Origin of the sequence: Acinetobacter sp. Q186-3 (assembly GCF_013420655.1) — a bacterium.
Taxonomy (GTDB): Bacteria; Pseudomonadota; Gammaproteobacteria; order Pseudomonadales; family Moraxellaceae; genus Acinetobacter; species Acinetobacter indicus.
This window is the reverse complement of the sequence record NZ_VOXS01000005.1, coordinates 140,755-166,015: the sequence shown is the minus strand read 5'-3', so window position 1 is coordinate 166,015 and position 25,261 is coordinate 140,755. Positions and strand designations below refer to the sequence as shown.

The 25,261-nt window shown below is 43.3% G+C and carries 28 protein-coding genes and 1 tRNA gene; 17 read left to right on the top strand and 12 right to left on the bottom strand.

The annotated features are described in order from the left end of the window. Positions 1–181 precede the first annotated feature (181 nt). From FTT64_RS06535 to FTT64_RS06510, 6 genes are all read right to left on the bottom strand, one after another. Positions 182–1,096, bottom strand: a complete 915-nt coding sequence (locus FTT64_RS06535) for a hypothetical protein (protein WP_104516546.1) — start codon at positions 1,094–1,096, stop codon at positions 182–184. Between the two features lie 43 nt (positions 1,097–1,139). After that, on the bottom strand, positions 1,140–2,273 hold the full coding sequence (locus tag FTT64_RS06530) for a toxic anion resistance protein (RefSeq protein ID WP_180182149.1): 1,134 nt from the start codon (positions 2,271–2,273) through the stop codon (positions 1,140–1,142). 20 nt (positions 2,274–2,293) lie between these two features. Continuing rightward, a complete protein-coding gene (locus FTT64_RS06525) occupies positions 2,294–3,082 on the bottom strand; it encodes a tellurium resistance protein (RefSeq protein ID WP_104470294.1) in 789 nt (262 codons plus the stop codon). Between the two features lie 231 nt (positions 3,083–3,313). Continuing rightward, a complete protein-coding gene (gene rnk / locus FTT64_RS06520) occupies positions 3,314–3,718 on the bottom strand; it encodes a nucleoside diphosphate kinase regulator (RefSeq protein ID WP_005179090.1) in 405 nt (134 codons plus the stop codon). A 165-nt stretch (positions 3,719–3,883) separates the two neighbouring features. Beyond that, complete coding sequence (gene glyA / locus FTT64_RS06515) at positions 3,884–5,137, bottom strand: serine hydroxymethyltransferase (protein WP_005179092.1); 1,254 nt, start codon at positions 5,135–5,137, stop codon at positions 3,884–3,886. A 175-nt stretch (positions 5,138–5,312) separates the two neighbouring features. Further along, on the bottom strand, positions 5,313–6,572 hold the full coding sequence (locus tag FTT64_RS06510) for an alpha/beta fold hydrolase (RefSeq protein ID WP_005179093.1): 1,260 nt from the start codon (positions 6,570–6,572) through the stop codon (positions 5,313–5,315). A gap of 251 nt (positions 6,573–6,823) precedes the next feature. Between FTT64_RS06510 and FTT64_RS06505 the strand changes: the two genes are divergently transcribed. The 4 genes from FTT64_RS06505 (at position 6,824) to FTT64_RS06490 (ending at position 9,293) form a co-directional block, all read left to right on the top strand. Beyond that, positions 6,824–7,522, top strand: coding sequence for a putative quorum-sensing-regulated virulence factor (locus FTT64_RS06505; protein ID WP_180182150.1), 699 nt, complete (start codon positions 6,824–6,826; stop codon positions 7,520–7,522). A gap of 86 nt (positions 7,523–7,608) precedes the next feature. Continuing rightward, positions 7,609–8,331, top strand: coding sequence for a hypothetical protein (locus tag FTT64_RS06500; protein WP_180182151.1), 723 nt, complete (start codon positions 7,609–7,611; stop codon positions 8,329–8,331). A 188-nt stretch (positions 8,332–8,519) separates the two neighbouring features. Beyond that, positions 8,520–8,870, top strand: coding sequence for a hypothetical protein (locus FTT64_RS06495; RefSeq protein ID WP_180182152.1), 351 nt, complete (start codon positions 8,520–8,522; stop codon positions 8,868–8,870). A gap of 132 nt (positions 8,871–9,002) precedes the next feature. After that, entirely contained in the window at positions 9,003–9,293 is a 291-nt protein-coding gene (locus FTT64_RS06490) for a hypothetical protein (RefSeq protein WP_005179099.1), read from the top strand. A gap of 42 nt (positions 9,294–9,335) precedes the next feature. On the opposite strand, the gene FTT64_RS06485 is transcribed toward FTT64_RS06490, so the two are convergent. Continuing rightward, complete coding sequence (locus FTT64_RS06485) at positions 9,336–9,554, bottom strand: hypothetical protein (protein WP_005179101.1); 219 nt, start codon at positions 9,552–9,554, stop codon at positions 9,336–9,338. A gap of 659 nt (positions 9,555–10,213) precedes the next feature. Between FTT64_RS06485 and FTT64_RS06480 the strand changes: the two genes are divergently transcribed. Further along, complete coding sequence (locus FTT64_RS06480) at positions 10,214–10,396, top strand: hypothetical protein (protein WP_005179103.1); 183 nt, start codon at positions 10,214–10,216, stop codon at positions 10,394–10,396. Between the two features lie 101 nt (positions 10,397–10,497). On the opposite strand, the gene FTT64_RS06475 is transcribed toward FTT64_RS06480, so the two are convergent. Both FTT64_RS06475 and FTT64_RS06470 read right to left on the bottom strand, forming a co-directional pair. After that, positions 10,498–10,716, bottom strand: coding sequence for a hypothetical protein (locus FTT64_RS06475; RefSeq protein WP_075166960.1), 219 nt, complete (start codon positions 10,714–10,716; stop codon positions 10,498–10,500). A 549-nt stretch (positions 10,717–11,265) separates the two neighbouring features. Further along, a tRNA-Arg gene (locus FTT64_RS06470) sits at positions 11,266–11,342 on the bottom strand. Positions 11,343–11,522: 180 nt separating this feature from the next. On the opposite strand from FTT64_RS06470, the gene FTT64_RS06465 reads away from it, so the two are divergent. The 7 genes from FTT64_RS06465 to FTT64_RS06435 all read left to right on the top strand — a co-directional run bounded on the left by FTT64_RS06465 (position 11,523) and on the right by FTT64_RS06435 (position 17,798). Next, complete coding sequence (locus FTT64_RS06465) at positions 11,523–12,458, top strand: ABC transporter ATP-binding protein (RefSeq protein ID WP_005179107.1); 936 nt, start codon at positions 11,523–11,525, stop codon at positions 12,456–12,458. Beyond that, the gene (locus FTT64_RS06460) at positions 12,455–13,228 is read left to right on the top strand and encodes an ABC transporter permease (RefSeq protein ID WP_005179108.1); all 774 of its coding nucleotides are present in this window, start codon (positions 12,455–12,457) and stop codon (positions 13,226–13,228) included. Before FTT64_RS06465 ends, FTT64_RS06460 begins: the two co-directional genes overlap by 4 nt. Then, the gene (gene queF, locus FTT64_RS06455; protein WP_005179110.1) at positions 13,228–14,043 is read left to right on the top strand and encodes an NADPH-dependent 7-cyano-7-deazaguanine reductase QueF; all 816 of its coding nucleotides are present in this window, start codon (positions 13,228–13,230) and stop codon (positions 14,041–14,043) included. Before FTT64_RS06460 ends, queF begins: the two co-directional genes overlap by 1 nt. Positions 14,044–14,063: 20 nt before the next feature. After that, positions 14,064–14,714: a hypothetical protein gene (locus FTT64_RS06450; RefSeq protein WP_180046603.1), complete on the top strand. Its 651-nt coding sequence runs from the start codon at positions 14,064–14,066 to the stop codon at positions 14,712–14,714. Between the two features lie 306 nt (positions 14,715–15,020). Continuing rightward, positions 15,021–16,022 (top strand): lytic murein transglycosylase B, encoded by a 1,002-nt coding sequence (gene mltB / locus FTT64_RS06445; protein WP_163141609.1) that lies wholly within the window; start codon positions 15,021–15,023, stop codon positions 16,020–16,022. A gap of 292 nt (positions 16,023–16,314) precedes the next feature. Further along, on the top strand, positions 16,315–16,926 hold the full coding sequence (locus FTT64_RS06440) for a septal ring lytic transglycosylase RlpA family protein (protein ID WP_005179113.1): 612 nt from the start codon (positions 16,315–16,317) through the stop codon (positions 16,924–16,926). 410 nt (positions 16,927–17,336) lie between these two features. Then, a complete protein-coding gene (locus FTT64_RS06435) occupies positions 17,337–17,798 on the top strand; it encodes a DUF962 domain-containing protein (RefSeq protein WP_016659199.1) in 462 nt (153 codons plus the stop codon). A 45-nt stretch (positions 17,799–17,843) separates the two neighbouring features. On the opposite strand, the gene FTT64_RS06430 is transcribed toward FTT64_RS06435, so the two are convergent. The 3 genes from FTT64_RS06430 to rpsB form a co-directional block, all read right to left on the bottom strand. Then, positions 17,844–18,326 carry a DUF3465 domain-containing protein gene (locus tag FTT64_RS06430; protein WP_180182153.1) on the bottom strand — a complete coding sequence of 161 codons (483 nt, stop codon included), beginning with the start codon at positions 18,324–18,326 and terminating at the stop codon, positions 17,844–17,846. A 65-nt stretch (positions 18,327–18,391) separates the two neighbouring features. Beyond that, positions 18,392–19,267 (bottom strand): translation elongation factor Ts, encoded by an 876-nt coding sequence (tsf, locus tag FTT64_RS06425; RefSeq protein ID WP_168414381.1) that lies wholly within the window; start codon positions 19,265–19,267, stop codon positions 18,392–18,394. 142 nt (positions 19,268–19,409) lie between these two features. After that, positions 19,410–20,156: a 30S ribosomal protein S2 gene (rpsB, locus tag FTT64_RS06420; RefSeq protein WP_005179120.1), complete on the bottom strand. Its 747-nt coding sequence runs from the start codon at positions 20,154–20,156 to the stop codon at positions 19,410–19,412. A 207-nt stretch (positions 20,157–20,363) separates the two neighbouring features. Here rpsB and map point away from each other — a divergent pair, with 207 nt between their 5' ends. The 5 genes from map to FTT64_RS06400 all read left to right on the top strand — a co-directional run bounded on the left by map (position 20,364) and on the right by FTT64_RS06400 (position 25,222). Then, positions 20,364–21,191 (top strand): type I methionyl aminopeptidase, encoded by an 828-nt coding sequence (map, locus tag FTT64_RS06415; RefSeq protein ID WP_075166964.1) that lies wholly within the window; start codon positions 20,364–20,366, stop codon positions 21,189–21,191. A gap of 313 nt (positions 21,192–21,504) precedes the next feature. Further along, positions 21,505–22,569 carry an OmpW family protein gene (locus tag FTT64_RS06410; protein ID WP_180046595.1) on the top strand — a complete coding sequence of 355 codons (1,065 nt, stop codon included), beginning with the start codon at positions 21,505–21,507 and terminating at the stop codon, positions 22,567–22,569. A 156-nt stretch (positions 22,570–22,725) separates the two neighbouring features. Then, positions 22,726–23,940 (top strand): MFS transporter, encoded by a 1,215-nt coding sequence (locus tag FTT64_RS06405; protein ID WP_177155844.1) that lies wholly within the window; start codon positions 22,726–22,728, stop codon positions 23,938–23,940. After that, positions 23,933–24,067: a hypothetical protein gene (locus tag FTT64_RS14420; RefSeq protein WP_005179131.1), complete on the top strand. Its 135-nt coding sequence runs from the start codon at positions 23,933–23,935 to the stop codon at positions 24,065–24,067. The genes FTT64_RS06405 and FTT64_RS14420 overlap by 8 nt, the downstream gene beginning before the upstream one ends. A 189-nt stretch (positions 24,068–24,256) precedes the next feature. Next, a complete protein-coding gene (locus FTT64_RS06400; RefSeq protein ID WP_180182154.1) occupies positions 24,257–25,222 on the top strand; it encodes a TauD/TfdA family dioxygenase in 966 nt (321 codons plus the stop codon). Positions 25,223–25,261 lie beyond the last annotated feature (39 nt).

Below are 25,261 nucleotides of genomic sequence, written 5' to 3'. Positions count from 1 at the left end.
GGAGTCAAATTTTTCAATACCGCTATCATAGGCCAAATTTTAAAATAGATAAAACAGTTTGTTTTTATATTAATGATCGCTTTTACAAATCAATATACTTTATGGATGAATCAATCTAAATTGTAACAACGCGATAAAAATCATCTACCAGAAAAAGGCTCCCACAGGAGCCTCATCAGCATTAAAAAATCCGCTGCTCAATTCTTAATGCCCGCTTTTTAAAACTTTGTGCCAACACAAAGAAAATCAGGCTAAAAATGGCCGACACAATCGCCACTGCAATCACCAGAATCTGTACAAACTGGCTTAAACGCTCGGCTTGAACCACCTGTTTATTCACGCTTTCTGCCATTGGGGTCAGGGTTTTACCATAGACCTGTTGCTGCATTGACCAGAGCTGTTCTGGCTTGAAACCATACTGAATAAAATCCGGATTCTGCTGCTCGGCCTTCACCAGATTCAACACATGCGGAATAGCTGCGGCTTTATCCGGTGGTTGATGCAACAAGGCGGTTTGCGCCAGCAAATAGGATTTGACTGGTGTATCCAGCGGTGCATCTGCCAGATAACGCGCCAGCTCACTTTCTGCCAGGTGCTTGTCATAATAGACAATTTTTTGCTGCGCATCATAATCATCATTTTTCAGATCATATTGCAGATAGGTCAGACCTGACCACAGCACGATAAAAGCAATTAACCAGCCGACAAACTTCAGGATAAAGGACTGAAAGCGCACATAGAAAAAGCGGATTTTCTTGAGAAAATGCACCACAAAAAAGGCGCCAATAAACGACAGCAATAATTTCAGAAACAGCCAGCCAAACCAAGACAACAGCCCCAGAAAATAATCCGGTTGCTGTTCTAAAATCGCCAGGTTTGCATCAACCGTTAAAGGAATATGCAGCTGTTCGACCTGTGTGGTCAGGCCAAAAAAGCCATAGACAAAATCTTGCTGTACAAAAAAAGCAATAATGGAGGCAATGAACACCGTGCTGGAGGTTATACCCAGCAACATCAGATTGCGCTGGCGCTTTTTCAGCGCCAGCACACCGCTATTGATGTGCTCGGTCGGTACCGCATAATCATCTAAGGGCAATGTATTCTCCTTACGTTTGCAATACTCCCGAGCCAGAGTTTACTCAGGAAGGATTGGAACCGCTCGAACTTGATTCAAGCACCAGATGATTCAGGTTATCTTGCAGCACACGTAAACGCGTGGTTGCTTCGGCACGCTTTTGCATTCCCTCTTTTTGCACCTGAATCACATCATTGACTGTTTTAATGAGGGTGTTTTGCACATGTTCAAGCGTTTCAATATCAATCACTGAACGCTGGTTGGCTTTGGCGGTATCGACCGAGTTCTGATGTAACAGGTCGGCATTACGGCGTAGCAGCTCATTGGTGGCATCATCAATACTGTTGGCCAGCTGCACACTGTTCTTTTGCTCATTTAAGGAAATTGCCAGACTAATCTGGTTTTTCCAGGCCGGTAAGGTAATGTTTTTAATTGCATAAAACTTGTCGACCAGCATCAGGTTATTGGACTGGATAATCCGGATCATTGGCAGGGTCTGCATGGCCGATTGCTGCAACACCTGTAAATCACTGACGCGTTTTTCCAGATTATTGGCCAGATGATTTAGATCATAAACTTTCTGGGTGGTACTCTGGTCCTGCTCCTGCGTGGTTAACTGGCCAATCTGATGCTGAATTTCCTGCTGTTTGAGCTGACCAGCGGCAATATAAATCCCTAGCTGTTTATATTCTTCCTGCACGCCTTCAAACATTTTATCCAGGGTATCGACACGGGTTTTTAAGCCGTTTTGCGAGGTTTCAATTTCCTTGACCAGTACATCAATCTGTTCTTTGGTGCTGTTAAAGTGCTGGTCAAAATTCTGCTTGGCACCTTTAAACTTGCTGATCAGGCTGCCAAAAAAACCGGAACTTTTCGATTTGTTGAGAATACTGCTGGTATTTAACTGCTGCGCCACCTGTACCACCTGATTCAGCTTTTGCCCGGTCGCATCCAGATCTTTATTCTGCACCAGATGAAGCAGTTCATCAGTATAAGTCGAAGTTTTGGTGGCAATATTTTTCCCATATTCCGCCACCGAATTATGGCTTAAGTCGGCCAGTTCTTTACGCGCGGCCATGACCTCATTGAAATCGGATGGCTGCAAGCCAATTTCCTGTAAATTGAGCGCCTGGAATTTCTGCTGATTTTCTTCGGTTGTGGCTTCCACCACGGCATTTACCTGTTCAGGATGGGTCATACGTCACCTTATATTTGATTCTATTTAGAGCTGTTTTCGAGTGATTTTTTTAGCGTTTTAATCAGATTTTCCCGACTATTATCAAGCTTTTCCAGCTCACTTGTCGAGCTGCTTTGCTGACTTTGTTTGACATGATATTGCCAGGCCGGAATCAGCACCTGCTGCGCTTCCTTAAACCGGTCCAACAAGGTAAATGACAGCTGCTGGCTCAGCTGCATCTGGGTAATGGCAATATCATTACTCGCCTGCAGTGTGCGCAGTGTATTTATTTTTTTAGATAATCGTTCCGAGAAGTTATCTAAAGGATGTTGATGTTTCACAAAACTTGGATATTCAGTCAAAAATTCTTCAGCGGCGACAATATGCTGCGCCATCTGCTCTCTTAAGCCACGTAACTGCTGAAAACGCGCTTGAGATTTCTGAATTTCGATCTGTAATTTCTGGCTTAAATGATTGGCCTGATCGAGTAAGCGGTCCAGCTTTTTATAATATTCCACCTGACTGGAACCATATTCCAGATCAATCCCCAGCCATTTTTGCAGCGCATTAAATTTGCGTTTTTTCAGATATTTTTTGGAATCCGCCAGCATGCGAATTAGTTCTTCAATGGTTTGACTGAGCTGCTGGGTCATGTGCGGATCAATCCCGTTTAACAGCACTGCCTGCGACTGAATGAGGGCATCGGCATAATGATTTAATTTGTACTGGTCATTTAATACCGGCACCAGCTCATGACGCTTGATCGAGAGAATGGTATCCCGGTTCAGCTCCAGCTCTGTTAATGGTTCTAACACATCTATTTGCGGCATAACATCATCAGCTTGATCAAATCATTTTTTATACTAAGACTTTTATATAAAGCAAGCTGTAGCTTTTTGCAAATGCAGTAAAAGCGGAATATTTAAAATTAACAATATTTTACTGATCAATGACAGAGAGTGAATCCTCTCCTTTTCGCGCATACTTATCAAATTTTTAAGCCAAACTGCAAAGACACAAAAGCCCTCAACTGAGGGCTTTAATTTTTCGCGCAGCGGAGATTATAAATAATCACCTTCACGTTCCGGCTGATACAACACTTTATCAATACGGACTTTCATAATATGACCATCCGGTTGTGGCCATTCAATTTCCTGCCCTTCAGCCAGCCCTAAAATAGCCGCCCCGACAGGTGCCAGTACATTGACCTGGCCTTTATCGCCACGGAAGTCATGCGGATACACCAGCGTAATTTCGGTTGGTTCCGGGAAAGGTGCGATGGTCACCAGCACGCGGGCATTCATAGTCACCACATTGCTTGGCACATCTTGCGGTGCAACCACTTCGGCACGCGCCAGCTCATCTTCCAGATGTTCCATGGTCGGGGTAAGTTTAGACTGATGTTCAAGCATGGTTTCTAAACGGTGCAAGTCTTGTTCAGACAAAATAATTGTCGGTTTATCCATTCTTTGTTCCTTTATCATTATCAGCCAAAAATAAAAATAATTGATCTATTTCACAAGTGCTATGCAACTGTTATAGCAGAATTTAATCCGGCTGAATAATTGCAATTTGTTTTTTAGCACCTATAAAAAAAGCTCCCTTGAGGGAGCTTTTTCTCAAGTGCGGGCTTATTTCGCGTAAACCGGGAATTTCGCGCAAACAGCTTCAACTTTTGCTTTGACATCAGCAATTACAGCTTCATCCCCTTTGCTGTCCAGGATGTCAGCGATCCAGCCAGCCAGTTCACGTACTTCAGCTTCGCCGAAACCACGTGTGGTTACTGCTGGTGTACCAATACGGATACCAGAAGTGACGAATGGAGAACGTGGATCGTTTGGTACAGAGTTTTTGTTCACAGTGATGTGAGCAGCACCTAACCAAGCATCCGCATCTTTACCGGTGATGTCCTGTTTAATTAAAGATAACAGGAACAAGTGGTTTTTCGTACCGCCAGATACCACATCGTAACCGCGTTCGATTAACACTTCAGCCATCGCTTGTGCGTTTTTCACAACTTGTTGTTGATAGGCTTTGTATTCAGGCGCCATTGCTTCTTTAAAGCAGATTGCTTTTGCAGCAATCGCGTGAACCAATGGACCACCCTGGTTGCCTGGGAACACAGCAGATTGTAATTTCTTCTCGATTTCTTCGTTGGCTTTAGCCAGGATTAAACCAGAACGTGGACCACGTAGTGTTTTATGGGTAGTGGTTGTAGTGACGTCAGCAATTTGTACCGGGTTCGGGTAAACCCCTGCAGCAACCAGACCAGCCACGTGTGCCATATCCACAAACAGGTAAGCGCCTACTTTGTCTGCGATGTCACGGAAACGCTGCCAATCTACGATTTGGCTGTATGCAGAGAAACCAGCAACGATCATGCGTGGTTTATGTTCTAAAGCCAGACGTTCAACTTCTTCATAGTCGATTTCGCCAGTTTCAGGGTTTAAACCGTACTGAACCGCGTTATATGTTTTACCAGAGAAGCTAACTTTTGCACCGTGAGTCAAGTGACCACCGTGAGCCAGGCTCATACCCAAAACCGTGTCGCCCGGGTTCAGTAATGCCAGGTAAACTGCAGAGTTTGCTTGAGAACCTGCGTGTGGCTGAACGTTAGCATAGTCAGCACCAAAGAGTTCTTTAGCACGGTCAATAGCCAATTGTTCAATAACGTCTACATATTCACAACCGCCGTAATAGCGTTTGCCTGGGTAGCCTTCTGCATATTTATTGGTCAGTTTTGAACCTTGAGCTTCCATTACTGCAGGTGAGCAATAGTTTTCTGAAGCGATTAGCTCAATATGTGCTTCTTGACGCGCATCTTCATTAGAGATTGCTTGAGCTAAATCTGGATCAAAGTCAGCAATAGAGATATTGGCAAACATTAGCGAGGTCCTATTCATGTAGGGCTTTTAAGCCGTGCTAAGATTGGCGCATATTGTAACATGAACTTTATATTTTTTACCCATCAACTTTAATCAGTTTTGCATAAAAATAGCCCATGTTTTTATAAAAACATGAGCTATATCATTAATTCTATCTTTACCGGAATTGAAAAAATTATTGGGTAGGCATGATCGATTTCACATCTGCCACAATCTCATCCCAATTATCGACATATACAGAGCCATGATCCCATTTCTGATCTATAGGTAAGTCCTGATCGGTGACATAATGAATTCTGGTTCCCTGCTGGCGTGCAGACTGTACCAGAAAATCAGTGACCTGTTTTGGAATGGTCGGGTCGGCAGAGCCTTGATAAATAAACACAGGCGTTGAAATCTTAACAGTTAATGGCTGTGATGCCTGGGTCAGGAAATCTTTAATTTCAGGAACCGTAGTCATAAAGTCGGTCTGAGTACGTGGATAAGCGGCCAAGTTGCCATAGGTCTGCGCATACTTCATCATTTCTCCACCGAATGCTGCGCCAAGATCAGCATTACACAGCGACTCGGCTTCTGCCGCGAGCAGATCGGTCGGGTTCTTGAACACTTCAGAGTATTGCAGGGTTGGATGACTATTTCTAAGACCTGCCGTAATTAATGCCGTGAAAGTATCTAATGGAGCCAGAATCTGTATTTTTTTGCTCAGATCTGGTTCTGCTGCTGCCTGCTGTTCTCCACCGCTAAGAATCATGCTCAGGGAAGATGCCGGCGCTATGGCCACCGCACCTTTATAATTTAATTGCGCCCGGGATGCATATTGCGCTGCACCTAAAGCCGCCTGTCCACCTTGGGAATGACCGACCACGGTCCAGCGTGTTTCAGCGCTATTGTTAAAATGTTGATGTGCCGCCACAACCGCATCGGTAATGGAGTAAGCCTGACTTTTTAAATTCAAGAACGGATGCAGCTCTTGTCCACTCGGTTCGCCCAGCCCTTCATAATCTGGAGCGACCACGGCATAACCTTCAGCCAGCAGGCGCGCAATAAAATATTCATTGCCTTTCAGGCCCTGACGGCTTGGTGCACAAATATCGGCGACGCCCGTAGTGCCATGTGCCCAGACCACAATGGGCCATCCACCAGCCGGTTTAGGCTGATTAGGCTCAAACAGCAAGGCCGTAGCTTGTGTTTCCTGCCCATTCACCCCCAACATTTTATACGTCATCAAGGTTTGTGAAGCACTAACCGACTGTAAGACCATATTTGCATTTGAATCCTGGTCTAAATATAGTTCAGCTTTTACTACTGGCTGGCTAATATTATGCTTCGGAATACCATCATCAATGATGACTGCGCTGTTGTCATTGTCATCATTACATGCCGTTAAAAATAAACTGCTGCTGGCCAACGCCACGCTAAGCCATATTTTTCTCATCTGATTATCCTTATACAGGTATTATTCTAAAGTTGCGTCCTTCGCAATTTTCACTTTTACGCTGTTTGCTGCGCTCAGGCAATATCAGTTCAATTAATATATAAGTGTATTGTATTAAAATAGAGTCACTTATCTTTAAAATAGATAAGCTGAACGGCCCACAAATGCCGATTATTCGCCCGACAGCCCTGTAACTTTCAACATGATAGTGTTAGATTGCTTTTTAAATCCCTTAACAAGCGAATGAGCACATGCACGCGATTATTCTCGACACTGAAACCCATACCCTGAATGGTTATCCGATCGAAGTTGCCTATGCGCCCATTCAATTACAACAGGGCAAAATCAGCCTGGATAAATCGCAAATTTTTGACCAGTTTTATCAGGTCGATGAACCGATTTCCTATGCCGCGATGGCCGTGCATCATATTCTGGAATCCGACCTGATTGATCAGCCGCATTACACCAGCTTCTGCCTACCTGAAGAAACGCTGTATATCATTGGTCACAATATTGATTATGACATTCGCGCCATTCAAAAATGCGGTGTTGATACTTCTCATATTAAGGCGATTTGTACCCTTGCTCTGGCGCGTCTGGTCTGGCCCGATGTTGAAGCACACAACATTTCTGCCTTAATTTACATGATTGGCAAAGGCAGCGAAAAAGCCCGCGATATGATTAAAAAAGCCCATCGGGCCGATATGGATATTATTTTGACCGCCAATATCCTGATGCATATTGTGCATCATCTGCAAATTGACAGTATTGAAGCCTTATATGCTGCATCTGAAGACGCCCGTATTCCACGCGTCATGAGTTTTGGTAAGCATCGTGGTACAGCCATTGCCGATTTACCAAATGATTATATCCAATGGTTGCTGCGTCAGGATGAACTTGACCCTTATTTAAGAAAAGCCCTTGAGAACGCCAACATCGTCACACTCTAAGCCCAACAATGTCATAAACCCTTCATATTAGTGTAATTTTCATTCTTTATAGTCAGCCTTAATTTATTTGGGGAATAAATTAAGGCATGATTCATTATCATAAAACACAGTTGGGCATTGACGCCCTGCAACAACGCCAGCTGCAATTGAATGCACGTCAACGCCGTCTTCTGGTGCTAATTGGAACCGAAGATTTCGAGCAATTGGGCGACCAGTTTAAACAGCGTATTGCTACGCCAGAATTAATTGAACAATTGCTGGAGATGGGTTTAATCAGCTCTGCTTCGACCGAGCCAGCCGAAGCAGAAATTTTGGTGCCAGCTCAAGCCGAACCGCAAAGTGAAGCAGCCTCTACCCTACGTTCAGAAATTAAAACCACCTTAAATACGCCGGTACCAAAACTGGTGGAAAAATGGGTCGAACATATTATTGCCCCGTCTTCAGCGGCCAAAGTGGCTGAAGCTGAACCTGCTGCGATTGCTCCAGAAATTCCGGTCCTGGAAATTGAAGTACCGCCAGAAGTGGAGCCAGAGCCAGAACCGCTGGTTACCTTGAGCTTTGAAGACACCAAGCAATTAATGGCCAGCTTGTTGCAGCGTTATTGTGGTCTAATGGCCAAACAGCTTATTCTCCGCATTCAGGCTGCACCGGATATTCGTAGCCTGAAACTGTGTCAAATGCAGTGGATTACCGAATTACAGGAATCGCGTTTGCCACCAAAAGAACTGAACCAGGCTTTACAGCAGATTAACTTTTCGCTGCAGAGCCTGCAAAGTCCTGAAGATTCATATAATTTTGCTTTGCTTTAAGTCTTTTTTCATCTAAGAATTTTCTTTATATGCGCTAAAAACCTTTATAAATAGTGGTTATTGTTCAGCTTTTAGAAAAATAATTAAAAATAAGCAATCCTTTCTTAAAACACTAAGACTTAAGACCAATAGTGAGATTGGCCACAGCACGGCATAACAACAGCTCTGTATTCTGTTGGGAATGAAGCATGTCTGCCCTGCACTACCTGCAATTTAAAACCTTTGATAATCCGATGCAACTCAGCAAAGTTGGTAACTGGGTCATCACCTTTTTAAGTCCTAAAGACGAACTCAAGCAGATTCAGCTGGCCATTACCCATGTCATTCCACGTCAGGTTTCCGCACAGTTACAGCCCCGCCGTATCATCATTCACAGCACCGAACATGAACAGCGCTGGCTGATTCAGGCGATTGAATGCTTCGACAGCACCCGCAATCAGGAAATCATCCTGAACGCTGCAGATGAAACCGCCCAACAGATGCTGCGCAGCATTTTGCAGGAATTTCATAAATACGATGTGGATGTCGGCCTGATTTAAAGCGGTTAGAGTGAAATCATCACCTGTTTTGAAGTCCTTGAAGATCAAGCATCGCTTTTTACAACTTTATGCATGCAAAATGGGCACAAGTCTTTTAGAATCAGGTCACTTATAAATAAAGAGTAAAGACGTATGAGTCGGCATATCCCTAAGTCTGCGAACCTCACCGCCTTAACCATTTCTCATTTTTATCCGAGCTTGGATCAATGTTTGCATGCCTTGTTTCATTATCATCAAGGCCCACAATTAACGCTTAAAAATGATCCGGTATCTTCGCAGCATGTCTGTGTACAACAACGTACACAAGGTCGTTTGAAAAAAGAAATCCGCTTAAATAAAACAGAAGTTGAGCAGGCCAATAAAAATCGTCTGGCGCTTTATCAACTGTTGGCGCATGTGCTGAATCAGTTTGAAACCGCTTAGGCCAGCTTAAAACAAGAAACTTAGCAAATGCTAAGTTTCTTTCTATTCAATAATTTTATAAATATTATTGCTCTTCTGGCTTTCAAAAAATAATTCAATACTTGGCAGGATAATTTCATCCTCGACAATAATATGGTCAATTTTCTTAAATAACGGCAATTCAGCTGTTTTGGCATTTTCAGCAATCTGACGCAGCTGTGCTTTGGCATCATAACGGTGCTGATACTGATCTTCTACTTTAATATCAATTAATTGGCTCATGATTATTTCCTCTTATCATTGGTTTTCTTGAAGACAATTTGTTATAGCATAGCTGATTCAAGTTTGACTAAACAGAGTTGTTAATTTGTTTGACAATGTTAATTCTATGCTTTATTAGGTCATTACAATTAAAAATAAGTGATTGATTTTTATAGTTTAACATTTTATCCGGTTTTTCTTATTCTTAACAATTTGCTCAATGTGACGCTCAATTCATCATTATTTTAAGCAAGAAAAAGCTCGCATTGCTGCGAGCTTTTTTATGTTGGAAGGCTAGTGCTAGATCTATTGTTTGAACCGGAGTTACAAACTCAACAAGCTGTCATTGATCCGTCCAACTACATCGTAGCGTCTTTGTTTTGCGACCTACTGTAGGTTCACTATAGTCCCCTTCGGCTTGGATTGGCAAGCCTTCTAACATTTCTCAGCATTTGTATAGCAAAAAGCCTATTGAACAAAACTTAATCAGGCTTATTATATTTCTGTCGTGAAATTCAGCCTTATTTTTCTCAGCGCATCTGCTCTCATTTTCACCCTGCTCTATCGCTAGATTGATAGCAAACAATCGCCGGCAACAGAATGAAACATAAGTCTTTTTCTAAATTCTGCGTTATCCGTTATAGTGAACTTGAGACATTAAATTAAAAGAGGAATTGAAGATGCAAAAATTTATTATTCTGTTTGCATTCTGCCTGTTTGCAGTTTTAGGTCTAGGTTTTATCGTGTATCAATTCTTGAGCAACATGCCAAGCGTCGAGTACTGGATTATGCTGTTAATTCCAGCCTTCGCAGTTCCTATTTTAACGGCCCTGATTGTGTATCAGGAACCGAATCATCCATAATGAATAAGCTAGATACGACTCATTGATCCCCTATTCATCAAAAGGACGCTCAATTCAGCGTCCTTTTTTCTTTGACTATTTTTCTTGGATTATGTCTAGCTTTACTTAAGTTGCACCGGATCTTCGCTGGTCGATTCAATGATGTAATCAATATTTTCAACCAGGTCTTTATTAAACAGCCTGACTTTTGCCCGCGCATTGGCATATTCGAAAAACAGACCCTCTGCAATTGCTTTTTCACGCGATTCTGTCATGCCAATTTCATGATCATTCGGCACAAAATAGACTTCTTCAGGAATTAATTTAACGATATAACCCATTGTTCTGACTCTTATGGTGTTTTAATAATTTACCCTGCGACATTTATAGGCTGAAAAATCGCTTCCGGCTATGGCGAATTCATCCGACAGTTATGCTTATTTTTGATATGCCATCTCAATGCCAGTCATATAAAGAAAAAATATTTTAAAATCATATAGATTATTTAAATTTAGGTGCTTCTATATCTCACTAAACTGATCTGGTATAGCGACGAGATTTTTCTGATTAAACAGATTTTTTATTCAGCCTTTCTGTCCTGTTTAAAGCTTAAAACGGATGTTTCTATTTTGTGGGTGATGAGGCGATAAAAATCTAGAAAGGATGATTCTTTAATCAAAATAAAGATAAAAAATGCAAAGAAAATGCAGTTCAATGACTACTTTTTAACCAAATATAGAAAGGCAGACCAATAAGCACTGTCTTACGATGATGGTTCAGCATTCGTTATTCAAGCCAGATTATGGAAAGGATTTTGGTTCAAAACTGAAGTAAATAGTTTTAAATGATTGAATCTTGGTAATTTTTATAGTTTTTTATGGATCAGAATTTGGTGCGCCCGGCGGGAATCGAACCCACGACCCCAAGCTTCGGAAACTTGTACTCTATCCAACTGAGCTACGAGCGCGCGTCGCACATCATAACAAAAAAATGCACAAGGTAAAGCAACTATATATAAGTTCTTTATTTTTATGCTTATGCTTTAAGCAATCGTTCCAAATATACGATGCAGAATTCCCGGTAGATTACTTGGTTTATTGGGCAATATCGCTCACAATAGCCTCTCCCTACACCATGCGAGATTTTCATGACTGATGCATTGACGTTAAGAGACTTGTCTAAAACCTATCGCAATGGGTTTCAGGCCTTAAAAGGTATCAATTTGACTGTACCTGAAGGTGAATTTTATGCGCTGCTGGGTCCCAACGGTGCAGGCAAATCTACAACGATCAGTATCATTAGCTCCTTAACCAAGAAAACCTCGGGCACCGTGGAAATTTTTGGCCACAATCTGGATACCCATCCCTCTCAAGCCAAACAGTGTCTGGGCGTGGTACCACAAGAGTTTAACTTTGGTCATTTTGAAAAAACCTTTGATATTCTGGTGACCCAGGCCGGTTATTACGGTATTCCCAAAAAAGTGGCGCAGCAGCGCGCCGAACTGTATTTAGAAAAACTGGGGCTGTGGGATAAACGTGCCACGCAAGCGCGAATGCTATCTGGCGGGATGAAACGCCGCTTGATGATTGCCCGCGCCATGATGCATGAACCGAAATTGCTGATTCTGGATGAACCGACCGCCGGGGTCGATATCGAACTGCGCCGCTCGATGTGGGATTTCCTGATTGAAATGAACAATAGTGGCACTTCCATTATTCTGACCACCCACTACCTGGAAGAAGCGGAAATGCTGTGCCGCCGGATTGCCATTATTGACCGCGGTGTGATTAAAGAAGACACCACCATGAAAGGCTTCCTGAACCAGCTGAATGAAGAAACCTTTATTTTCGATCTAGTTCAGCCGATTCAGCCCATTCATCTGGATATTATCGGGGTACGTTTTAATCTGGTCGATCCGCTGACCCTGGAAGTGACTATGGACAAGGCCCATACCGTGAATGAGCTGTTCCAGTTACTGGAATCACAAGGGGTACAGGTGCGCAGTATGCGCAACAAGGCCAATCGTCTTGAAGAATTATTTGTGAAGATGGTAGAGAAAAATCTTGCAGGAGTCGCGCAATGAACTTTAATCAATTAAGAGTTGCGCTGTATACGCTGGTTCATAAGGAAATCCGCCGTTTTATGCGGATCTGGCCACAAACCCTGTTACCACCGGCCATCACCATGAGTCTATATTTCGTGATTTTCGGTAATCTGGTCGGTTCACGTATTGGGGAAATGGGCGGCTTTAGCTATATGCAGTTTATTGTGCCCGGCCTGATCATGATGGCGGTCATTACCAACAGTTATGCCAACGTCTCCTCTAGTTTCTTTAGTGCCAAATTCCAGAAAAGCATTGAAGAACTGATCATGAGTCCGGTGCCATTACATGCCATTTTGTGGGGCTATGTGCTGGGTGGAGTATGTCGCGGCGTACTGGTCGGCATTATTGTGACCTTAATGAGCCTGTTTTTCACCGACCTATACATTACCAACTGGTTTGTGACTATTTATACCGTACTGATCACTTCATTATTACTGTCTTTAGGCGGTTTTATTAATGCCGTTTATGCCAAATCATTTGATGATATTTCCATTATTCCAACCTTTGTGCTAACACCGCTCACCTATTTAGGTGGTGTGTTCTATGCAATTAGTGCATTATCGCCGTTTTGGCAAAACCTTTCTTTAATTAACCCTGTAGTGTATATGGTCAACGCCTTCCGTTATGGCATTTTAGGACATAGCGATGTCAACGTGACCGTTTCCTTAGGCGTGATTACATTATGCTGTGCTGTGTTATATGGCATTGCCTATCATTTACTCTCCCGTGGTTCAGGAATGCGTGAATAATGAGCGTAGAAAATTCTTTATTGGGTAAAGACACTCAGTACCCTACAACTTATCAACCTGATGTGCTGTTTCCGATTGCGCGTGCTGAAGCGCGGGAAAAATATGCGCATGTGGCTGGTATTCAGCAAGGTAAAGACTGGTGGCATGTCTTTGAGATGTCCTGGTTAAATGCAGCCGGCGTTCCGCAAGTTGCTATTGGCCGGATTCACTTGCCTGCCACCTCACCAAATTTAATCGAGTCGAAATCTTTAAAGCTGTATTTCAACAGTTTGAACTTTAGCACCTTTGCTTCAACAGACGCGCTGATCAATACCGTCGAGCAGGATTTATCAGCCGCGGCACAGGCACAGGTCAATCTGGAACTGTTATCTGTCGATGATCTGGCAATTAGCCATCCTGAAGGCATATGTATTGATGACTTAAGCCCGACCCGACTGGAAAATCATCCGGATGCATCCTTATTACAGCACGATGCCGAGCAAGACGAACAGGTCGAAGTGCAACTGTATTCACATTTACTGAGAAGTAACTGTCCGGTCACCGGTCAACCTGACTGGGGCACAGTTTTTATCCGCTATCAGGGTAAAAAACCTTGTTATCGCAGTATTTTGGCTTATATTATTTCTTACCGTCAGCATAACGGTTTTCATGAGCAATGTGTTGAACAGATGTTTGCCGACATCTGGCAAAACCTGAATCCTGAAAAACTGATGGTGTATGCCACCTATACACGTCGTGGCGGATTAGACATTAATCCATGTCGTGTATCGGATTTAACATGGATGCCTCGCCCTATTCGTTTAGCGCGACAATAAAAAAACATTGAGGTTAACAGATGCCATTTTTTGGTTTTATTCCTTCCGAGGAACTTTTAAATACCATTCAAACTGCGCAGCAGAAAAAAAATTCAAGCGAACCGCTGTATCCATTACGTGATAAAACAGCATTAATGATTAATGATGAAATCATTGATGCCATTTTAACCGAGCTTGTCCGCCGTTTCCCGCCAAGTGACAAACGCGATACTGCGGAAAAACTGGCCGGTTATGTCAAATCCACCGTAGCGGTGTTACTCAAGCAATTGTTGAGTAAAGCCCCGAACGATGTGGTCAAGCAATCAATTGAATTTTCTGAACGCAGCCTGTTTAAAGATGCAGACGGCAACACGCGTGTCGGTGAAAGTTTAGATGCCAGCCTGGTGACCAATCTAAAAAACACCTATGCCGAAATTAAAGCCGGCAATGACATTAACAAGTCAGCTTTGGCCGAGTTGTATAAACAGTTTGCCGAAGCTACTGTGCGTCATTTTATGAGTGACTTTAATAAAACCCTCGATTTGGGCATGATCAAACGTAAAGCGGCTGATATTGGCTCAGCTGCGGTTATTAAAGCTGTACATATTGCGGTGGATAAAATTATTCCAAATCTGACCAAAGATGAACTGGTCGCGCTGGCGGAATATCACGACACCCTGTTTCATGCCTAAGTAGAAACACCTTCAATAAACCTGACTCCGGTCAGGTTTTTTTATGCCACTTTTCCCGCAACATTTCTCTATAAAGAAGGGATGATGAAGCCCCGGTTGAACTTTGTTACAAACAGCGCGCATTTTTTAGACAGGCTTTGTCACTTTTTGTATATGCGCTTGCCTGTAGCGCCAGAATGAATGTTATCTTAATTGCCTGTGTGAACTGTCTTTTTAAATCGACACTTTTGCTCAACCTGTTTTAATTTTTAAACACCATCTGCTTTTTGTCACTAAATTGATAATACATTGGGAAATTGAACCAATATGTTGAATCGTTATTTCTATAAAAAATTACAGCGTCTTTCTTTACTTGTTGGTGCTCTTTCCTTATCCAGTGTTGTTCAGGCCAATGACTTCCTCAGCCATCCGGACTATCCAAACTTTAAGCAAAAAACCATGCAGCAGTATGGGCTCAGTTCCGAGCAAATTGATCGCGCCATGAGCGGTGCCAAAAATCTGCCGAATATTATCAACATCATGAATCGTCCCGGTGAAAGCAAACCGTGGTATGCCTATAAAACCAATTTTCTGGCTGAAAGCACCATTCAACGTGGTGTGCGTTTCAAACAGCAATATGCCGATACCCTGAATCGTGCCGAACAGCAGTTTGGCGTGCCGCAAGCGATTATTCTGGGGATTTTAGGCGTTGAAACCGGTTTTGGTTCCAATAAAGGCTCTTTTATTACCCGGGATGCGCTGGCCACTTTAGGTTTTGGCTATCCACGCCGGGCCGAATATTTCCAGAGCGAACTGTCTGCACTAATTGCCTGGAGCTATAAAGATGGCGTTACCACCAATTCTGTGGTCGGTTCCTATGCCGGTGCAATTGGCTATCCGCAGTTTATGCCAAGCAATATTCCTAAATTTGGCGTCGATTATGATGGCAACGGACATATTGATTTAAGAAATTCAGCAGTAGATGCGATTGGCTCGATTGCCAACTATTTGGCCCAGCATGGCTGGCAGCGTAATCAGCCGATTGCATTCCCTGCCCGTTATAGCGGTTCAACTCCAGATGCAGTGATTGCCAAAGATCTAACCTTGCCTACCCCGTATGGTGTGCTGAAAAATCAGGGCATCAGTCCGCTGAATCCGATTGTGAAAATTGATGACCTCGATCTGGTCAATGTCATTCAATTACAAGAAAATTATGGTCCAATTTATTACATCACCTATCCAAACTTTCAGGTGATTACCACCTATAACCGCAGCCGTATGTATGCCACTGCACTCTGGTTATTGGGTACTGAAATTGTCAGTCGATAAGAACTTATTTTTACTCAAAAGTTACAAAGTCAAGATTTTTTTACGAGATTTTGCGCACAAAACCGACTTTTCACATACATTGTTACAATATTGTCTATTATCTAACCAAAAGAGGTAAAGGTTTGGTATTTTTTGTCATTATTTCCGTGTAAAGACTAGACACCTTTAGTAAACGATGAATATTATCCATTTCGTCAAATATGGTTGCAAAAGTGAAATAACAGGCATGATGTCTGCTATATCAACCACTTAGGGTTGATTCACGGCATCAAGCTGCAGGAGTTTTAAACATATGCATTCTTCAATTAAATATTTACTGGCGCTGTCGACGGTATTTACCTTAAGTCAGTCGCAAGCCGAAATGGTGCAATCTTCATCGTTCAATAACGACAATGAAAGCTCTAGCCTGGCTGCCCGTGTGCTAAACAAAGAAGCACAAAGCTTTAATACCCACTTCTCTAATTTAAATAGCCTTTCAATTACAGAACGTTCTGGTGATAAAATCCGCCGCGAAACCATCGCTGCAAAAATTGAAATCCCAGAAGAAGAGCCTTCTGTCATTGAAAAGTTAAACACCGTAGCATCGAATACTGTTCGTAAGTTCAGCCAGACTGGTATGGCTTCCTGGTATGGTCGTCAGTTCCACGGTCGTAAAACTGCCAGCGGCGAAACATTCGACATGAACGCCATGACTGCAGCACACCGCAGCCTGCCACTGAACTGCTATATCCGTGTGACCAACAAGAACAATGGCAAAAGCGTAATCGTTAAGGTTAATGACCGTGGTCCATTCCATGGTAACCGTGTAGTTGACTTATCTTACGGTGCTGCGAAACGTTTAGGCATTACCAATGCCGGCGTAGCCAAAGTCAGCATTGAACGTGTAGATGGTCCAAACTCCTAATACCCGTTTAAGCTCCTGCACCATATGACCCAAAAGCCACCTCAGGTGGCTTTTTTAATGCCCAAATTCAGGGAAAGACGCTTACTTCCCTATCCGTTTTTTGGATTTTAAATACGCTGATCTGGTCATCAAAGTGAATGATCTGTTCTAAAAATACAGATTTGCATTCATTTCCACGCTTAGCGTGCTTTTCTTACTTTTTGAATCCATAGGTAGCTTTTTATTTTTTTCTGCGCTTAAAACGCATCCTATGCGCATTTAGCCCTATTCCTTTATACAGGAATTTCCCTATTTCCCTCATTTTACGATTTTCAGGTATTTTTGCCGCCCCATTTTGACCGTTTTCCGCTTCTCGTTTATAGTGAGAACATTCTTGGAAACTCAGAAAAATAATGCAAAAGGAGTACTGCATGAAAACAATTTCAGAATGGCTGGATGAATATAGCGAAAGTCATCAAAACAAGACCAATAAACTGATTCACTGGGTCTGTGTACCGACCATCTATTTTTCCATTATTGGCATCATTGCGCATTTCAGCGCCCTGCTTACTGCCCTGTTACTGGTGCTGGCCTTTATTTTTTATGCACGCCTGGATCTGGTACTGGCCGTGGCCATGGCAGCACTGACTCTGGTGATGGCCTGGTTAATCTGGATTTTACCGGTTGGTGTTGGTTTTTATATTGCGCTGTTTGTTTTTGCCTGGATTGGACAGTTCTATGGCCACAAGGTCGAAGGCAAAAAACCATCGTTCTTTAAAGATCTGCAATTCCTGCTGATTGGACCGCTCTGGTGTATGGATGCCTATTTAGGCAAGATTTTACCATCTTGGAAATCTCGCCAGCACACCACGCATCTGGATGTCCAAACCTAAAGACGCTTACACATCAGGAAGCATTTTGCTCCAGTGCTGGAGGGCTTATTGATAGATGCTTCCCTGATGCTTTAACCAGCCATCAACATGGCGTTTTTGTGGATCATGATGGGTCCAGTGAATCACGCCACCTTTGTCGGTATATTCATATTCACCAAAGAACTCGACAGTATCGCCTTTTTGCAGACGGTCGATGCGTGGAGCCAAATCAATATTGTGGGCAACCAGCAAGGTTTGCCCATTGCCAAGTTCCAGAATAAAACGCTGATGACGCGAACCTTCATTGTCATCACTTAACAGTGCCACTACTGTACCAGTAGCTTGTACCTGTACATCATTTTTTCGTTGCTGAAAGGCTTGGGCAATTTTGGCGGTATCATCCTGAACAGGAGCTTGCAGTGTGGTTTCAGACTGCTGTTGAGTGAAGGTATTTGAACCGGAGTTTTGCGGTTGTAGGTCGATACCTAAATAAGCCGCAACCAGCAGCACAATTACTGCGCCAATGCCCATATTGGTTTTCTTCGACATTGTTCTTCCTGTTGTTGTCTTGGTCATAAAAAAAGCCCCGAAACGGGGCTTTTTCGCAAAATAAATTATTTTGCAGCAGCTTGAGCAGCAGCAACTTCTTCTGCGAAGCTCATTTCTGCTTTCTTCTCAATACCTTCACCCACTTCAAAACGAACGAATTGAGCAACAGTTGTGTTAGCAGCTTTCAATGCATCAGCAACTTTCTTCTCGTTGTCGATTACGTACATTTGACGCTCAAGAACAACTTCGTTCAGGTATTTTTCAACCGAACCAGTTACCATCTTCTCTACGATGTTTGCAGGCTTACCAGATTCAACTGCTTTCGCTTCTGCAATTTCTTTCTCTTTAGCGATAAGATCAGCAGGAACTTGTTCAGCAGTAACAGCAACTGGGTTGAATGCAGCAACGTGCATTGCAATACCTTTACCAGTCGCAGCATCACCTGTGTAAGAAACAACAACACCGATTTTTAAACCGTGCTTGTACACAGCAAGGTTTTCACCTTCAACGATTTGTGCACGACGAACTTGGATGTTTTCACCAATTTTTTGAACAAGGGCAACACGTGTTTCTTCAACAGTTGCGCCATCTTCAAGTTTAAGTTCAGCAATTTTAGCAGCATCAGTTTCGTTTGCAGCAAGAGCAGCAGCAGCAACTTTCGCAGAGAAACCAGCAAAGTTTTCGTCTTTTGCAACGAAGTCAGTTTGGCAGTTTACTTCTAGAAGGATTGCTTTGTTACCTTCTTGAGCGATTGTGATCGCACCGTCAGCAGCAATGTTACCTGCTTTTTTAGCAGCTTTTGCTTGACCAGATTTACGAAGGTTGTCAATCGCTAATTCGATGTCACCACCCGCTTCTGTCAAAGCTTTTTTACATTCCATCATTGCTAAACCAGTACGGTCACGCAATTCTTTAACCATGCTTGCAGTAATAGCAGTCATGTGAATCTCCTAATTCGGTAGAAAATGAATTCTTTTTAGAACAGAAACGGCCCAGAGGATACTCATGGGCCGCCTGCATACATGACGCTTACTTTGCCACCATCACATGTCGCAAAAATGACAAGCTTGCGTCAAAAACGCATTAAGCCTCAGAAGCTGGAGCTTCTTCGCCTTTCGCTTGAGCATTTGCTTGGGTTTGAGCGTACTCTTTACCAGCAATGATCGCATCAGCCATAGCAGAAGCGTAAAGTGTTACTGCACGGATCGCATCGTCGTTACCCGGAATAACGTAGTCTACGTTGTCTGGGTTAGAGTTTGTATCAACGATACCGATTACAGGAATACCTAGGTTTTTCGCTTCTTTGATCGCGATTGCTTCGTGGTCAACGTCAATTACGAATAATGCGTCAGGTAAACCACCCATGTTTTTAACGCCGCCTAAAGCACGTTCAAGTTTTTCCATCTCACGGCTACGCTCTAAAGCTTCACGTTTAGTCAGCTTAGCGAAAGTACCGTCAGTAGATTGAGTTTGAAGATCTTTTAAACGGTTGATAGATTGGCGAAGTGTTTTCCAGTTCGTCAACATACCACCTAACCAACGGTGATCTACGTATGGTTGACCAGCGCGTTGAGCTTGTTCACGGATGATGTTAGAAGCAGCACGTTTAGTACCAACGAACAAAACTTTGTTCTTTTTGCTTGCTAATTGGTTAGCGAAGTTCAAAGCATCATTTAACGCAGGAACAGTGTGCTCAAGGTTGATGATGTGAATTTTGTTGCGCGCGCCAAAGATGTATTGACGCATTTTTGGGTTCCAGAAACGAGTTTGGTGACCAAAGTGCGCGCCAGCTTGTAGAAGGTCGCGCATGCTTACGTTGTAATCTGCCATTTTCTTTACCTTAAAGTTTGGGTTAGGCCTCCATATATCCGCATTCTCCACCCCAAAGGGCACCCAGAGTAATGTGACGATATATGTGCGGATTTTGTTGCCCCATCGCACAATGCCCGCGAAATTTATTCACGAAAAAGCATTTGATAAAATGGGCGGCTATTTATACCATAGTCACATATAAATTTCCAAAAGTTTTTAGAGATCATGAACAGTACTTATCAAGCGCCTCGTCGATTAATTAAAACCGCAGATGAAATTGAGAAAATGCGGGTAGCGGGACGACTGGCAGCGGAAGTTTTGGATATGATCAAGCCACATATCAAACCGGGTGTAACCACACTTGAGCTTGATACGATTTGTCACGATTATATTGTCAATGTACAAAATGCCATTCCAGCCTGCCTGGGCTATGGTGCAGCCCCAGGTCGTCCAGCCTTCCAGCATACCATCTGTACTTCGGTAAACCACGTGGTGTGTCACGGTATTCCATCTGAAAACAAGACATTAAAAAAAGGCGATATCCTGAATATTGATGTCACGGTCATTAAAGATGGTTACCACGGCGATACCAACATGATGTACATCGTTGGTGGTGAAACTTCTATTCTTGCCAACCGTCTATGCAAAGTAGCACAGGAAGCTATGTACCGCGGTATGGAAGTTGTAAAACCGGGCGCGACCATTGGTGATATTGGCCATGCCATTCAGAAATATGTCGAATCTGAGCGCTTTAGTGTGGTGCGCGAATATTGCGGTCACGGCATTGGAACAACCTTCCATGATGAACCGCAAGTGCTGCATTATGGCCAGCCAGATACCGGCATGATTTTAGAAGAAGGCATGACCTTTACCATTGAACCAATGGTAAACGCGGGTGTTTGGCAAACCAAATTACTGGGCGACAAATGGACTGTGGTGACCAAAGATCACAAACTTTCAGCGCAATATGAACACACTATTTTAGTGACTAAAGACGGTCTGGAAGTCCTGACTGCACGTCCTGAAGAAGACCTGTCACGTTTCCAGTCTTAAGCTGTCATTGGCGTAAAAACTAAAAAAATTGTCAGAAAGGTCACATTGATGTGGCCTTTTTTATCGCCTAAAACTTCAACTTAAAATAAATAAATCAAATACTTATATCAATATTCAGGTTTCATCCCTAAAAACCGTATTACCATTTCTAGCTACACAAGTCATAAATAAGTCACAGAGCAGCAAAGTTATTTCAAGAATGTTACAAATGTAATAAAACAATCTTCTTCAAAAACAACAGTCTTGCTTTATCTAACTATTAAATAATGGCCCTTATAAAAACGAGCAACAAATTGGACATGGAGTCCCTTATATGAAGAAGACCTTATTATTTGCCAGCACGCTGTTGGCCTTACCTGCTGTTTCTTATGCCTCACCGTATTTTAGCCTGCAAGATGGTGATGGTTTTAAACGTTTTTCTGTTTCAGTCGGGGCATTGCATGTCATGCCGCAAGGCAAGGCACAACCCTTTCAGGTTAATACCGCGGTTAAAGAAGGTGAAACTGCAAAAGTTGGAGATATCAAAGCACAAACGGTGCTCGACAATATCAAACCAGGAAGTAGCGTCAATCCTTTCTTAAAGGCTACTCTTGATGGGCTAGCTTTAATTAATGCTGATGTCGCCTCAGCACTGAGTGGAACTGCTGAAATCCGTGGACTCAGTCAATGGGATAATCCAGGTACGGGTTTAGAAGCCGATGATGTCACCACATTGGGCATCATGACCAATTACTTTTTTACCGACAATATTTCTTTTGAAATGAAAGCTGGTATTCCGCCTAAAGTCGATTTACAAGGTAAAGGAAAAATTTATGCACCTTTTTCAGCAACTGCAACACCTATGGGCGGAGCTTTAGGAAATTTAGAGCTTGAAAATGATATTTTCATTACCGATCTAGAAGCGCATGGTCCTGCGGCATCAGCACGCGCCTGGACACCGGCATTTGAGTTTCAGTATCACTTTGGCAAAACCGGTGTGAATAAATTCCGCCCTTATGTCGGCCTAGGTTTAATGTATGCCTACTTTAACGAACTGGAAATTAACCCGCGTACCGAACAGGATCTGATTGCCGCCGGTCATATGATTGCCAATATCAAACAGGGGCAAGCCGGTGCATCACTGGAAGGCACACCAAGTAATGCCAATCCGAAAGTCGAACTTGAAGCCTCGGATGCGTTCGCACCGGTAGCGACGGTTGGTTTTACCTATGACTTTAATGAAAAATGGTTTGCGGTTGGTTCGCTGTCCTATGCACATCTGCAAAATGACACTACCATTACCGTGACCGATGCAACGCATGGCGAACTTATTCGTTCTAAGGCCGATATTGAAGTGAATCCGATTTTGGCCTATGCCGGTATTGGTATCCGTTTCTAGACTTTAATTTTTCAGTCCATCATCAGGCAGCCTTTCGGGCTGTCTTTTTTGATGCAGCCATAAAAAAATTTTATCTTTTATTTAATTTTTATTCTATCGCCTCCCGCGCGGCAATCTACTAACATAAGCAGGTCTTTCCTGGCTGCCGGACTTTTTATGTCAGATACCCATTTTTCCAAAGCCCTGATTTATATGCTGATGGGAAGTGCCATTATTCTGGCGCTGTCATTGGGGGTACGACATGCCTTTGGCCTGTATCTGGTGCCAATGAGCCATGAATTTGGCTGGGGGCACAATGTCTTTAGTCTGGCCATTGCCATGCAAAACCTGATCTGGGGTGCGGTACAACCAGTTACCGGCGCCTTTGCCGACAAATATGGCAGTAAAATTGTGGTCGCCGTTGGTGGTGCCTTATATGCACTGGGTTTATTGCTGATGGCGGTCAGCTCGACTGGCTGGCTGCTGAATTTAAGTGCCGGTTTAATTTTAGGTCTGGCGCTCTCTGCCACCTCTTTTCCGATTTTACTGTCTGCAGTTGGCCGGGCTGCACATCCTTCAAAACGTAGTCTGGCGATGGGAATTGCCAGTGCGGCAGGTTCTTTCGGTCAGTTTATTATGCTGCCGACCACACTGCTGTTATTGCAGAATTTAGGCTGGAAAGGTGCACTGGTGGTTAGCGCCATTCTAATGACCCTGCTGATTCCTTTGGCATGGACCTTAAAAGCACCGATGTATACCGACCCGAATGCAGCGACCACCAAACCGCAACCGGCGTTAACATTTAAGCAGATTCTGGTGATTGCCAAAAACCACAAGCCGTTCTGGTTTTTATCGTTGGGCTTTTTTGTCTGCGGCTTTCAGGTGGTGTTTATTGGTATTCATTTGCCGGGTTATTTAATTGATCATGGGTTTAATGCCACCACTGGTACCATCTTCCTGGCCTTAGTCGGTTTATTCAATATTATCGGCACCTATACGGCTGGCTGGTTGGGCGGCCAATATTCCAAACCGCATTTACTGATGTGGCTGTATGGTCTGCGTGGCCTTGCCATTATCGCCTTTTTACTGTTACCGCTCAGTACTTGGACAATTTATGGCTTTGGTGTCATTATGGGACTGTTATGGTTATCGACCGTACCACTGACCAATGGCATTGTAGCCAATATGTTCGGGGTGAAATATCTGACCATGCTCAGTGGGATTGTGTTCTTTACCCATCAGGTTGGTTCGTTCCTCGGTGGCTGGCTGGGTGGCCTGAACCATGACTTAACCGGTAACTATAATGCCATCTGGATGTTCTCGATTGCGCTAAGTGCTTTTGGCGTCTGGGTACATTTCTTTGTGAATGAACAGGCGGTGGTGCATGACTAATTCAATGTCGCTGTTAAAAATTCTGATTGGCCTGTGCATCATCAGCTTTTTTATTTTATCGCTGCTGTTATGGATGAAAACCCCGCAGCTGTTTGAATACTTTAATCAGGCGTTTTGTGCACATTAATGTTTAAAAAACCGCAGCATCAACAGCAAATTCAGTTATTTGTTTGCTGTTTTAATTAAAAGAATATAAATCATATATTCAATTATTTTTATAGCCTTTTCATAAGTTTAGCATTTCTTCTGATTTTATTTGGCCTGCGGTTTTTTCTAAATTTTCTTGAAGCAATAACACTGAGAGAAAAATTTAAACATGACCAGTCTGACCCCACTTTCCCAAGCCATTCATGATGCACCGCGCTGGCATCAGGCCGATCAATTTCAGGACGGCAGCGAAATCCGTATTGTTCCACACACTGACCAGGCTCTTGGTGCGGTGGTGTATGGATTAGATGCGCGCAAGGCTCAATCGGGTGAAACCATTTTCCGGCTGAAACAGGCCTTGGCAGAACATTTAGTTTTAATTTTCAAACAGCAACAGCTGGATGATTTACAGTATCTGGCCTTTACCACCTATTTCGGTTCAATTTTCCGTCCCGCTGCCGACACGCCTGTACTGGCCGCGCAGGATGATAGCGGTGTACCACCCGATATCGTGCCTGTTTCCAATGCAGTAGAACAAGGCGATTATACTGGTCATGGTGAATTAAGCCCGCATGCCGATCATCAATGGACACCGCTGCCCTCCTTTGGCTCTTTGCTCTATGCTATTGAACTGCCACAAAATGGTGGCCAGACCAGCTGGATTAATATCATCAAAGCTTATAATGCCCTAGATGCCGACATTCAGGCACATATCGACCAGCTACAATTAATTACTTACAACCCTTTTGTTCGCCGGCAGAAAACCCAAGCCTCGTCGCAAGACGGCGTTTATGACAACAGTCCGCTGTATCGCTTTAAAGATCAACCGGTTTTAAGCCATGCCTATCCACATCCTTTGGTGCGCACCCATCCAGAATCCGGGCGTAAAGCTTTGTGGCTCAATACCCATACCGAAGTGGAACTGGAAAACTATGACGATCAGGCTGGTAGCGAACTGATTGCCCAGTTACGTGCCCATCTGCTTCAACCAGAATTTGCCTATGAGCATCAGTGGGAAGTCGGTGATATTGTGTTCTGGGATAATCAGGCTACCCTGCATTCCCGCCGTCCATTTCCAGCCGAGCAGCGCCGTTTGTTAAAACGTATCAGCCTTGCCGGAAGCCGACCTTTTTAAGCAGGAACTGAACTAGAGATACTGAATATGCACCGATGT